At 43.6% G+C, this 12,758-nt stretch carries 8 protein-coding genes and 1 pseudogene; 1 reads left to right on the forward strand and 8 read right to left on the reverse strand.

The annotated features are described in order from the left end of the window. Nucleotides 1-273: 273 nt before the first annotated feature. The gene (locus tag CTER_RS00990) at nucleotides 274-2,505 is read left to right on the forward strand and encodes a WG repeat-containing protein (RefSeq protein WP_004622991.1); all 2,232 of its coding nucleotides are present in this window, start codon (nucleotides 274-276) and stop codon (nucleotides 2,503-2,505) included. A 112-nt stretch (nucleotides 2,506-2,617) separates the two neighbouring features. On the opposite strand, the gene ilvB is transcribed toward CTER_RS00990, so the two are convergent. The 8 genes and pseudogenes from ilvB to CTER_RS01030 all read right to left on the reverse strand — a co-directional run. Further along, nucleotides 2,618-4,297: a biosynthetic-type acetolactate synthase large subunit gene (gene ilvB, locus CTER_RS00995; RefSeq protein ID WP_004623012.1), complete on the reverse strand. Its 1,680-nt coding sequence runs from the start codon at nucleotides 4,295-4,297 to the stop codon at nucleotides 2,618-2,620. Between the two features lie 46 nt (nucleotides 4,298-4,343). Continuing rightward, nucleotides 4,344-6,002, reverse strand: coding sequence for a dihydroxy-acid dehydratase (gene ilvD, locus CTER_RS01000; RefSeq protein ID WP_004623005.1), 1,659 nt, complete (start codon nucleotides 6,000-6,002; stop codon nucleotides 4,344-4,346). 355 nt (nucleotides 6,003-6,357) lie between these two features. Next, nucleotides 6,358-7,065, reverse strand: a complete 708-nt coding sequence (locus tag CTER_RS01005; protein WP_004623023.1) for a CvpA family protein — start codon at nucleotides 7,063-7,065, stop codon at nucleotides 6,358-6,360. Between the two features lie 17 nt (nucleotides 7,066-7,082). Then, a complete protein-coding gene (locus CTER_RS01010) occupies nucleotides 7,083-8,273 on the reverse strand; it encodes a DUF5711 family protein (protein ID WP_004622979.1) in 1,191 nt (396 codons plus the stop codon). A 196-nt stretch (nucleotides 8,274-8,469) separates the two neighbouring features. After that, entirely contained in the window at nucleotides 8,470-9,564 is a 1,095-nt protein-coding gene (locus CTER_RS01015; protein WP_004623020.1) for a YkvI family membrane protein, read from the reverse strand. 120 nt (nucleotides 9,565-9,684) lie between these two features. Then, nucleotides 9,685-11,085, reverse strand: a complete 1,401-nt coding sequence (locus tag CTER_RS01020) for a DUF4340 domain-containing protein (protein WP_004622981.1) — start codon at nucleotides 11,083-11,085, stop codon at nucleotides 9,685-9,687. Nucleotides 11,086-11,088: 3 nt separating this feature from the next. Continuing rightward, nucleotides 11,089-12,504 (reverse strand): GldG family protein, encoded by a 1,416-nt coding sequence (locus CTER_RS01025; protein ID WP_242834918.1) that lies wholly within the window; start codon nucleotides 12,502-12,504, stop codon nucleotides 11,089-11,091. Between the two features lie 6 nt (nucleotides 12,505-12,510). Next, nucleotides 12,511-12,758: pseudogene (locus CTER_RS01030) on the reverse strand (ABC transporter permease); the annotation flags it as partial.

Raw genomic sequence — 12,758 nt, forward strand, 5'->3', positions numbered from 1 at the left:
CCATATAAGTCAATTTATCAGATTTATTTTAGACATAAAAAAAAAGACTTACACAACGAGCAATAACTAATTTAACATATAAGCGAAAAAAAGTCAAGCATATGTTTTTCAGAACATGCGCTCAGGAATCTTTCAAACAAATATTGGCAACCTCAATACCGGGACATATCAAGATATTACAAAACTGTCACTATTTTTTAAACATGCTGCTGTATAATCTTATTATAAGTTGTAATATATCAGTCTGACGCACTTTTTGAAAGGAGTTATTAAATGAAAAGTAGGATTATCACTTTTGCGCTGATAGCAATCCTGTGCTTTACATATCTCGGAGTTTTTGCCGATGACAGGGGAGTTGATTTGTATCCCGCCTCAACTGAAACCGTTTCAGGAGAAAAGTGGGGTTACATCGATCAAACCGGAGCCTTTGCCATACAGCCCGGCTATAACTTTGCCAGGGAGTTCAATGACAGTGGTATCGCCATTGTTGGCAACGGGGATAATGAATTCGACATTTGCAAGGTTTATTTTATCAATAAGTCAGGCAAGGTCATATCCGGTCCGTTTTCCTCCTTTCTTCCCGATTTCGAAAACGGCATTGCCGTCTTAAATACCATGGATTCCGGTTCCACAGTAGTGGACTCCTCCGGCAGGGTTCTTTTCACCTCAGAATACAAAATTCATGATTATCAGGATGGACTGCTAAGCTTCTCGGACGAAAATATGAAATACGGTTTCATGGACCTGACGGGTAAAGTTGTCATTCCCGCCAAGTTTTTAAATGCCGAAGATTTCAATGACGGCAGGGCAGTGGTTGAAACAGGTGAAGACAAATTTTCGGTTATTGATAAATCGGGCAAGGTATTGGAAGTACTGAAATGTTATAATGATTATGAAAGCTCGGAAGGATTTACCTCTTTCTACGATGAAAAAAGCAAGTTGTACGGATATAAGAACTACAGCGGCGATGTGGTAATAGAACCGGCATTTTACTCAGCAGGCAGATTTACCAGGGGATATGCCGTTGTTTCGGTGGAATCCCAGGAGATATGCGACACATATGGTTTGATAGATACAAAAGGAAAATACATACTCAAACCCGAATACTCGGGAATCACTTACCTGGGTTCGGACATGTTTGCCGCAAGCAGGAACCTCTCCGCCCCATATTCCGACTATTATTATCCCAAAGCACTGTTCAACATCAAAGGTGAACAGCTCAGTGATTTCAAATTCTATAGAATAAATCAATTTGAGGGGGATCATGCTGTTGCCTGTGATAATACCAGTACGTTCTTTATAGATAAAAAAGGAAATATGGTTGACACTCTTCCCAACCTCCCGGGAATCGGTGATATCAAATATATGGGCGGCATTCTCCAGGCAAAGCTGGACGGCGGTCTGGCATATCTGAAAGAAAACGGTGCAATCCTCTGGCAAAAGGATAGGATTATCCCGCTAAATGGCCGGATTAAAGCCAATGTAGTATCTTTCAGAAGAGATTACCATACGTATATCGAATATCCTGAAATTACCGGTCTGGAAGATCCTGCAGTACAGGAAAGCATTAATAAAAAGCTGAAGGCGGAGTTTATCGGCGAATACGAAAACACTCCTGCATCCAGTAATGATGAGTATCCTGAGGACATCTCCTATGATTTTTCGGTCTCCCTTAACAAAAATTTACTTATAATAGAAAAAACCGGCTATTGGTATCCTATCGGTGCTGCGCATGGTCTGCCTTCCATGGAGTATTTCCATATTGATATCAAAACCGGGACTTTCTATCAGCTGAAGGACTTGTTTAAAGCCGGCAGCAAGTATGCCGACGAGCTTACCTCTCTCGTGGACAATCAGATAGCCTTAAATACCAAAATAAGTTCAACTTTCCCCGACGATGGTATGACTTATTTTGAAGAAAAACCGGAAGTCACGGAAGATCATGATTTCGTACTGGGAAGTGACTCCTTGAAAATATATTATTTCCCTTATGCAATTGCCTCATATGTAGCCGGTTTTCCAGAGTTTGAAATCCCTTATGGCCAAATAGGCAGCATTATTGACACCAGCGGAGCTTTCTGGAATTCTTTTGACAAGACCATAATCGACAATAAGCCCAAATTATTCCGGAATATCGATAGTTCAATCGTCAGTCAAATTGAAAGTCTTATGGGCTCCTACGAGCAAAACATAATAAGTGCTATCAACAGCAATACCTTTTCAACTGTCGAGCACTGCCTCTTGAAAGGGAGTAATCTATATAACTCACAGAAAAAACTGGTATCCAATCTATCCAGTAAAAATACAAAAGAAAAGCTCAACAAATATGAAATATATGCTGTTGAAAAGGGTGATGCTTCCAATACATACAGGGTTTATGTCATAGAGGAGGTTGCGGTCAAGTATTCAGGCGAGGACTTTGTAAATAACAAATATAGCTGGTGCTATACCGTCGAACCTGATGAGGATTCAAAATACAAGCTTAGTGATATTGTAAAGTGGTAGTCAGCATAAAAGCGTAATCGGATAAAATCCTCTAAATGTATATGATTTGTATAAAATAAATGGCCGGCTGATATCAAGCCGGCCATTTATTTTTAATTTATATCATCAAATCCTAACAGTCTACAACCTCATTTATTCCTGCACCCGGAGGCACAATGGGAAATACCTTGTCATCCTTGTCGATCTCAAAGTTTATCAATACCGGAGTATCCGTTTCGGACAGTGCCGCTCTGATCGCCCCGTCTACCTGATCCGGGTGCGTCACATTTATCCCCTTTGCCCCAAAGGCTTCAGCCAGTGCCTTGAAATTTGTTCCCCTGTCTATTGTGGTCTGGCTGAACCTGCTGTCATAAAATAGCTCCTGCCACTGCCTGACCATCCCAAGTGCCCTGTTATTGAAAAGAGCGATGATTATGGGCAGCTTATACTCCACGGCAGTGGCCAGCTCGTTCAGGTTCATCCTGAAACTGCCGTCACCGGCGATGTTGATGACCTTTTTATCTGGTCTGCCAAGCTGTGCCCCAATACAGGCTCCGAGGCCATAGCCCATGGTACCCAGACCGCCGGAGGAAACAAATTGCCTGAACCTGGTGTACTTATAGTACTGGGCGGCCCACATCTGGTGCTGTCCCACTTCGGTGGTTATGACAGCATCACCGTGTGTAAGTTCATGCAGCCGCTCCACAATGTACTGGGGCCGGAGAACTTCGGACGATTTATTATATTTCAGCGGGTATTTCTCTTTCCATGCGTTTACCTTTGATATCCACTCTGTATCCCTTTTTGGTTCCACACCTTTTATCAAGGTTTGGAGTATCTGCTTGATATTACCCACAAGAGGGTAATCAACCGATATGTTTTTACCGACCTCGGCCGAATCCACATCGATATGCATTACTTCAGCGCCCGGTGCAAAGCTGCTGACCTTGCTGACAATCCTGTCGCTGAAGCGGTTCCCTATGGCAATGAACAGATCGCAGTTATGTACCGCATAGTTGGAAGTCTTGGTTCCGTGCATCCCGACCATTCCCATAAAGAGCTCATGAGTCCCCGGAAAAGTACCCATTCCCATCAGGGAAGTGCTGACAGGGATGCAGGCACTCTCAGCAAGGCTTCTGACCTCTTCTTCGGCACCGGCAATACCCACACCTGCACCCGACAGTATAACCGGTCTGAAAGCGCTGTTAATGGCTTTGATTGCCGCTTCAAATTCTTCTCCGCTTATTTCATGGTATTTATTTGAGATGTAATCATCTTTGCCTGGAGTTCTCGGAGTATATTCCATTTCGGTGGCGGTGACATCTTTGCAGATGTCCACCAGAACAGGACCCGGCCTGCCCTCCCTTGCTATTGCAAATGCCTTTCTGATGGTATCGGCCAGCTTTGTTACATCCTTGACTATAAAATTATGCTTTGTTATAGGCATGGTGATGCCTGTAATATCCACCTCCTGAAAAGAGTCCTTACCCAGCAGGCCGGTGGGCACCTGACCTGTTATGGCGACCATGGGTACAGAATCCATATAGGCTGTGGCAATACCCGTAACCAGATTTGTGGCACCCGGGCCCGAGGTCGCTATGCACACACCCACCTTGCCGGTGGCACGGGCATAGCCGTCAGCGGCATGGGAAGCCCCTTGTTCATGCGAGGTAAGTATATGCCTTATCTCGTTTCTCGCCCTGTACAGTGCATCATAGATAACTATGGCCTGACCTCCGGGATAACCGAAAACCGTATCAACACCCTGCTCTTTTAAACATTCTATAATAATATCGGCACCTAATATTTTCATTCACTCACTCCTTCATTCCCTGCATATCTTCCTGCTTATCACCTTACTACTTCAAAACTGCTCCCGTACTGGCAGAAGTGACAAGTCTGGCATACCTGCCCAGATATCCCGAGGTTATCTTGGGTGCAGGTGCGCTCCAAAGAGCTTTCCTTCTGTCCAGATCCTCCCGGCTGCACTCTATGTTGAGGCGCCCTTCGGGTATATTGATGTCAACAATATCCCCCTCCTGAATGAGAGCTATAGGTCCGCCCTCCATTGCTTCGGGAGATACGTGGCCTATAGAGGCTCCTCTCGAAGCGCCGGAAAATCTTCCGTCGGTGATAAGTGCCACGCAGCTGTCCAATCCCATGCCTGCTATGGCAGAGGTTGGTCCCAGCATCTCCCGCATGCCTGGCCCCCCTTTGGGGCCCTCATACCGGATGATCACCACATCTCCCTCTACAATTTTGCCTTCATATATTGATTTAATTGCGTCATCTTCACTGTCAAACACTCTTGCAGGCCCTTTATGAACCAGCATTGAATCGGCTACGGCCGACTTCTTCACCACCGCCCCGTCAGGCGCGATATTTCCCCTGAGCACTGCTATTCCTCCGGTGGCACTGTGCGGTGCATCTATATTTTTAATGACGTTGTAATCCTTTACGACCGCATTCTCTATATTTTCTCCTACCGTTTTGCCTGTGGCTGTTATCAGGTCAAGATGGAGCAGTCCTTTTTTGGATAATTCCTTCATGACCGCCTGTACTCCGCCTGCCGCATAGAGGTCCTGAATATGATAACTGCCTGCCGGCGCCAGCTTGCAGAGGTTGGGCGTCCTTGAACTGATTTCGTTGATTATATCCAGATCGATCTGCATGCCTGCCTCATTTGCTATGGCTGGGAGATGGAGGACGGAATTTGTTGAACAGCCCAGTGCCATATCCACCGTCAGGGCATTTTCAAAGGCCTTTTGGGTCAGTATGTCGGAGGGTTTGATATCCTTTTCCACCAGCTCCATAACCTTCATGCCGGCATGTTTTGCAAGCCTGATCCTTTCGGCGTATACGGCAGGTATCGTTCCGTTTCCTGTAAGTCCGAGGCCCAGCACTTCTGTGAGGCAGTTCATGGAGTTTGCCGTAAACATGCCGGAGCAGGAACCGCAGCCCGGACATGCACTGTTTTCAAAGTCATCGACCTCTTCCCTGGTTATTTTTCCGGCCTTGAAAGCACCTACCGCTTCAAACATGGTATTCAGGTCCAGCTGCTTTCCGTCCTTGTTCAGAGAGAGCATGGGCCCCCCGCTTATGACAATGGAGGGTACATCGATCCTGGCTGCAGCCATCAGCATACCCGGTACGATTTTGTCACAGTTGGGTATAAAGACCATTCCGTCAAAGCTGTGTGCTTTCCCCATGGCTTCACAGGAATCAGCAATTAGTTCTCTGGTCGCAAGTGAATATTTCATACCGGTATGGCCCATGGCAATACCGTCGCAGACACCTATGGCGCCGAATTCGATTGGCGTTCCTCCGGCCATTCTTATTCCTGCCTTGACCGCCTCGGTTATTTTATCCAGATGTATATGTCCCGGAATTATTTCATTTTGTGAGTTTACCACCCCGATTAAAGGCCTCTCAAGTTCCTCATCGGTATACCCCATTGCCTTAAAAAGTGCTCTGTGAGGAGCTCTTTCAATACCTTTTTTTACAATATCACTTCTCATATGAACCTCCATTCGGTGCGCGCCTGAAACTTTTTTGGCGGCACTTAGTCTCAATAGTAAGTTAATTTATTTAATCCTATATGTTTATCTAATTACATGTTTATCTATTTTATCTATTTTATCTATTTGCTTGGTGTTTTTTAGTGTACCACTCCTGTTTCAGATATATCATCAATTGCAACGATAATAAATTCCTATACGCTAAAATAATAGCCGGGATAACTCTGTCCCAGCTTGATTTAAACTTATTTTACTCTTATGTTAGGGAAGTGTCCAGACCGACGGGGCAAGTGGATAAAAAACATTAAAACAAACCGTAAACCAGGGGAGAAAACATTAATTGCCTTAAAGTCAATTATGATTTTACCTGCTCCTGCTGGTGCTCGGGAGATAAAAAGCCGACAATGAAATTATTCTGATAGAAGTAACTGGCAAACTGTGAAGTCCTGACAGAATCTATTACCGATGAAAACTTCGGAAAGGCACTGAACAGTACAAGCAGAGCACAAAGTATGTATACCATGAATATGCCCTCTATTGCTCCCAGAACAAATCCTCCGGCCTTGTCCAACTGCTTGAAAACCGGGAGTTTTGCTATTGTTTTGATTATAACCCGCGCAAAAATGAGTCCGAAGCGTATTATCAGATATATTAGAATCATACTCATAATATTTATCACAAGCGTGGCTATCTCGGAACCTACAGCTTCGGTAATTTTTTGAAAGCCCAGGACATCCTTTTTACCGACATTTTCAATTATGGCCTCTTTTATAAACCCCGGAAGCTTTAAGCTGTCAACAATCGACTGTGCCGTCCTCTCCTGGAGCGAAAGGCCGTCGGCTGACTGCTGCCTGACTATGCCGCTGATTACCGAGGCTTTTATATTGGCATAGATGACTGTCTTTTGAAGCATTGCCGATAAGACAGGATAAAATTTTATGGCGAAAATTACCGATAATATATATGAGAGCAGCCTGAAGACAGAGTATAGGAAACCGTTCCTCATACCAATTGCCGTAAATATAACAATAATGACCAATACACCAATGTCCGTCCAGTTCATGTGCAACCCTTTCAGTATTATTTTATTTCAACCAGTGAAATGTTTCCGCCCGTTATTACTATGGCTTCGTTTGAGCCGGTCAAATAGGCATCCTTGATCTCATTGCGAGCAATGTAATGCCCGATTTTTTTCCCTTTGACAGTATACAGGTATATGCTTCTCTGAGTTCTTAAGGCCAGCTGGTCCCCATATACACTGATGCCGCTTATATTTTCGGGCTGATCAAAGCTGTACACCTCTTCCCCCTTTAAGTTCAGCACTAAAACCCTCTGACTTGCCGAACCGGAAGGATCGGTGAACTTTCCTGCCAGGATAACATATTTGTCGGTACCGGGAGCCACACAATATATGGATTCGGCGCTTTTCCTCCACAGCTGTTTTCCCTGCCTGTCCATCAAAACCACCGTATTCTGGCCTACGGCTGCAATATTATTTCCTATGGTCTGAACGACAGGAAACACATTATCCGCTATATCAAAAACCGCAATCGGCTTTTCCTCATAAATACTGTTGAATTCAAACTTTGTCCCTGCTTTAATGCCTTTGGTAACCACCTGGTTGATCAGTACATCCTCGCCGCCGGTTAAAGTTTTTGCACCCAGAACAATTTCCTCCGCGCAAAACTTTGTATATTTGTCAACTCCGTTTACATCAATGACAAGGACGGCAGACTTGTATTCCTTTGATTGGGTTACAACCGTACAATCCCCCTCTTCGCTGACTTCGGCATTTATTATCTGACTGTCGAGTTTCCTTGTCCAGAGCTGGGTCTTGTCCTTAAAGAAATATATATCCCGCCCGGAAATATCAACTACCGCCATATATTTGCGTGAACTTCTCAATACCGGTCTGGTCATGGTAAGTGCCTTTTCCTGTAAAAGTCTACCTGATTTATCATACCACTTTACCCCATCCTGGGAAAGCACAATGATATAATCTCTGTAAACCTTGCAATCAACACTCCCGTCCTGGGAAAAGGAAATGTCGGCAGCAGTTCCGCCCATTGAATCCTGAGTATGATTTTTTGCAAAGGCAATGGCACTGTTTATATTAAATTTTTCGAAATCATAGCCTATTGACTTAAGGTAGACCGCAAATGCCATAATTATAATAGCTATAATCAGCAGAAAAAAAATTATAACACCTGAGACTGAGTTGGGCTTTTTTATTTTAACCGGGGTATCCCCCTGATTTTCCTGAATAGACAATATTCTTTCACCTCAAAGCTTTTTCTTTAGTAACAATCATCAATATTGATTTTCCACACCTTTTTATTTATCGTCCTCCGTATAGTAAAAGTTTAGCATACGGGGCATAATATAGTCCACTATTCCCACAAGAAATTTGCTTCGCAGATTAGCCCTGCGTTCACTCAAGTGCCTTGCAGCTTATTCCCGGACGTCGTCATGACTTTCCGGGACTGCTTCCCCTTCTTTGACCCGTTCCCGGTGAAACCTGGCTCCTTACGAATTGGAAAAGTATTATGAACAGCAGAAACAGCCCAAGGTAACCAAATACCGGATACAGGGTGGCTATCAGCCTGGAAAAGCCCAGCGACGACATTGGTATTGCTACCGCACAGATCACAGCTGCAACAAGTTTGTAGCTGATTTTCATTTTGGTACTGACTCTTTCAGTCAGGCAATAACCGGCGGTTACCGCCGAGGTGTACATGGCAAGTATCAGAATTATACTGTAAATATTGGACAGAAGCCTGCTGTTGTTCTGGATTATACCAAGCACCGGTATTTCGGAAATTATTGAATGAGGATAAAAGGAGTATAGTGCCGAATTTAAAACAAGTGCCGTTATGCAAAGCATTCCGCCGCCTATTATCCCTCCCCATTTTCCAACCCTGCCGGTCTTAAGGTACGGGAGCATCCTGGTCATCAATACCGTTGAGAGTATTGTGTTATAGCTCACATAGAGTATTGCGGAAAATACCCAGTTGTTGGTGACCACCCTGGCCTTTTCGGATATATTGAAGACAGAGGTGTCCTTCGATGCCAGGATGTAAAGACCAACAAATATTATCCCCACAATAAGTACCGGTGATAAGAAAGAGCTTATGGTCACAATTCCCTTTATATTTGTCATTATTGCCAGAAGAGTGGCTGCCGCACCTATTGCAACACAATATCTGTACTCCATTCCCGTGAGCTCGGCAAGCACATTTCCCAGTCCGGCAACCATCACGCACATTATGCAGGCCATAAACAGCATCACTATGAATTCCATCAGCCTGCCAAGGAAATAACCCGTCATGGGGAACAAAAATTCGTCATAGCTGCTTATTCTTTCGGTGTAGACCTTATTGAGGACTACATACCCTACAATTGAGAACAGCAGACCCGCCAGTATGATCCCAAAAAAGCCTCCTGCATAATACATTGAAAAAAATTGTATGATTTCCTGCCCCGATGCAAATCCTGCTCCGATTATCGTTGCCATATATAAAAATGCCACCTTGAAAATATTACCGATTTCTCCTTTAACCAAAAAAGCAACTCCCAACATAGAAAATTTGGAACCTTCCGTTCCCGAGGTTATAACCTCTGTATAATTCTATGAGGGAGCTGCCCTTCACATTACATTTTATTAATTTGCCTTGTTGGTTTGCTACTTCTTTTCAGCTTTATCAATGGCTTCTTTTAGAGCTTTATAGGAGGCTCTTATGCCATCGGGTTCATCAAGTACCGACTTCAGCACCACTCTGTTTGTGTAGACTCCGTCCTTTACAGCATAGAAGTAGTTTTGGTCCTTTGGTATATACTCAATGGTCACAGGCTTTGAATCAGGCTTCATAAAGTACTTGATAGTCACTTCCGGAGTACCTGTGGGTGTGGCCCCTGTCTCATACCTGCTCATGGTAATACCAATCATTGCAGAATAAAAGTTTCTGAACAGTGACTTGGAATTGCTGCCCTCCATGTTTGCATCTTTCCCATCAACCTTGAAGGTATCCTTGTCGGAATCATCCTTAACCGTCGTTATATCTGATACGATAGTCTTTCCGTCAATTGTGAGTTCAACCTTGTTCACATCATTGATATTGGGCAGGAAAACGAAGGTATTTACAATATTGCTGAATTTCACATCCAGGAAGGTCAATGGTGAAATATCCACTGTAAATACGCTCTTCCCGTCAGGATATTTGGCATAGGTTGTTTTACCTTTTTCAAGCTGTTTGCCGAACAATATCTTCTTTGTGGTCTTGCCGTCTCCATATTCCAGGGTAAAGGCAGGCTTATCCAGACCGTATTGGGCCAGATCGGGATTTTCATCCACAATATCGGCAATTGCCAATTGGACTACCGCGTTGGTCATAGCCGATACATCCGAGGCTTCTGCCTTTTCCTTGACAGGTGCTACTATATCCACATCGCTCTCTGATTTTATATCCAGATCAAACTGCATCTCTCCGTTTTTCTCGTAGGAGAGCTTTTTCAAGGTTTTAGGATCAACCGGCAAAATATCCTTTACAGCGAAATATCCCCTGCTGTATGTGAATTTGTCCTTATAATAAAGTCCAACCACATATACCTTATCCTCACCTTTTTTCTTAATATAAAGTCCGTCATTTGTAGGTGTGGCAGCTCCGACTTCAATTTCCTGGATCGAACCGTCCTTCATTCCCACCTTGACCGAGGCAGTGGGCTTATCCAGGCCGTATTTGCCGAGATCGGCAGCTTTTTCCTCAATAATCCTGTTTGCATTTACATCCGCTAAATCTGAGGCAGCCGAATCAACATAACTGCTGTTTATTTCAAATTCCATCCCGGGTTCCATTGACCAGGCATTATCCTTTTTGACCAGTTTATAGGAACCTTTCTCATTATTAAACTCAATCGAAGTTACATCTTCCTGCTTGCCGGATGTAACGGAAATTTCTTCGGCCTGCGTGGACTCTGAGGCTGAACCGTCGTTTTTATCCGAGTTTCTATTACTCAGATAAAAGTATGCTCCTCCCAGAAGTCCAAGAACAACAACGAGAATAATAGCATTTCTGAATAACTTCATATTTTACAAATGCCTCCTTCTGGACCACACAACAAAGCCGCATCCCATTATCAGAACCGGTAGAACTCCCATTAAAACGACAGATATTACCTTAACCTGACTCTCGTTTGTAGTCAGAGTTTTGGTTGATACCAGTTTGGAAGAAATCGTGGTCTGGTCGGCCTTATCCTGCATCCAGTTCACTATCGTATATACGAAGTAGTTTGCTCCGGTTGCAAAATAAGTCGAATACTGGCTTGATAATGCCCTGTCGGTGAGGAATACTCCATTACCGAATACGAGTACCTTGCTGCCTCCCTGAATTTCGGAAGCAATTGCAAGATCAAAAGGACCCGACTGTGTTTCACCCTGGTTCAAAATGCTTGCTGCCTGAGCCTTGTCAGTTGTTTTTGCAAGTGAGTAAGTCTTAAGCCATTCCTTGTCATTCTTCAGTATGGAAAGGCTTCTTGAATCCGGCAGGAACAAATACTGCTCCTTGCTGCTGTAAGAAGAATTTATATCATTGCTTTCAAGCTTTGCTACCAGTGAGTACTCATCTCCGGGCAAGTGCATATTCTGATCAAGTTCTTTGACCTTGTCGTAATTGATGCCTACATTATATGCTTGAAGTACTTCTTCAAAGTTCGGGAATTTGTTTCCCGATTCAACAGGATCAAATAAAAATACTACTCTGCCGTTCTTTTTCAGGTAAGCATTTACCTTGATCATTTCGGCATCAGTAAGGTCTTTCTTGGGGGAAGCAAACACAAGCAGCTTGCAATCCTCAGGGATGTTCTCCTCTGTAACAAGTGAGAGCTGCTTAACTTCCATGTTATTATTTTCAAGCGCCGTCCTTACCTGTGTGAGATCGCTGTCTACCGAATTTTCATCATGGCCTTGAACGAAATAGGCAATGGGTGTTACATCTGAAGTAACAAATTTGATGGCACCTGTTATTAAGGGCTCCGCACTGAACATTCTTCCGTATTCGGAGGACTGTCCGTAGAGATCCTGGGCGCTGAGCTTTTTAACCTTGTTTCCGCTTTTTACTACGAAATCGCCTCTTGCAATATTCTTGGTCTTGTCCTTATCAAAGGAAGCTATTGTTCCCGGATCCTTATCAGGGTCAATATACGTAACCTTTATTCCCAATTTCTCATATTGTCCCAAAAGGTTGGTCAAATCTTTATAAGCATCACCACTGCCAATTTGGCCGTCATCAAACAAACCGTATATGGTGACATCCTTCTTTATATCCTTAATGATTGTTTTACTTTCGTCACTGAGAGAATAAAGTTTATCCTTGGTCAAATCCCACTTTATGTCACCCATTCCCACAAGCAGGTTGATAATTACTGCTATTGCAATTACAACAGCTATCAAAATTATTGAATTCGAACCATATTTTAAAGATCTTTTGTCCAATTTAAAATTTCCCACTATTTATCACCCCTTACTCCAGCGTCTTTTTTCTATTACTCTAATTGCCAGGAATACAAATACTGCCGAAAAGCTTAAATAATAAACTATCGGGCCGAGGGAAAGGATACCTGAGAAGAAATCCTCTGTTCTGGAGTATAATGAAAACCAGTTCAGAATTTTTGCCCATATGCCTCCCAGACCTGGAGCAATACCCTGCAGCAGCCACATCAATAAAAGTCCTACTACACTGACTATTGCAGCAATTATCTGGC

It is taken from the genome of Ruminiclostridium cellobioparum subsp. termitidis CT1112, from assembly GCF_000350485.1.
Taxonomy (GTDB): Bacteria; Bacillota; Clostridia; order Acetivibrionales; family DSM-1351; genus Ruminiclostridium; species Ruminiclostridium termitidis.

What these genes read in the sequence shown, in the direction of transcription:
- CTER_RS01020 (WP_004622981.1), bottom strand. Translation starts at nt 11,085, where the DNA reads ATGAAGTTATTCAGAAATGCTATTATTCTCGTTGTTGTTCTTGGACTT.
- CTER_RS01005 (WP_004623023.1), bottom strand. Translation starts at nt 7,065, where the DNA reads ATGAACTGGACGGACATTGGTGTATTGGTCATTATTGTTATATTTACG.
- ilvD (WP_004623005.1), bottom strand. Translation starts at nt 6,002, where the DNA reads ATGAGAAGTGATATTGTAAAAAAAGGTATTGAAAGAGCTCCTCACAGA.
- CTER_RS00990 (WP_004622991.1), top strand. Translation starts at nt 274, where the DNA reads ATGAAAAGTAGGATTATCACTTTTGCGCTGATAGCAATCCTGTGCTTT.
- ilvB (WP_004623012.1), bottom strand. Translation starts at nt 4,297, where the DNA reads ATGAAAATATTAGGTGCCGATATTATTATAGAATGTTTAAAAGAGCAG.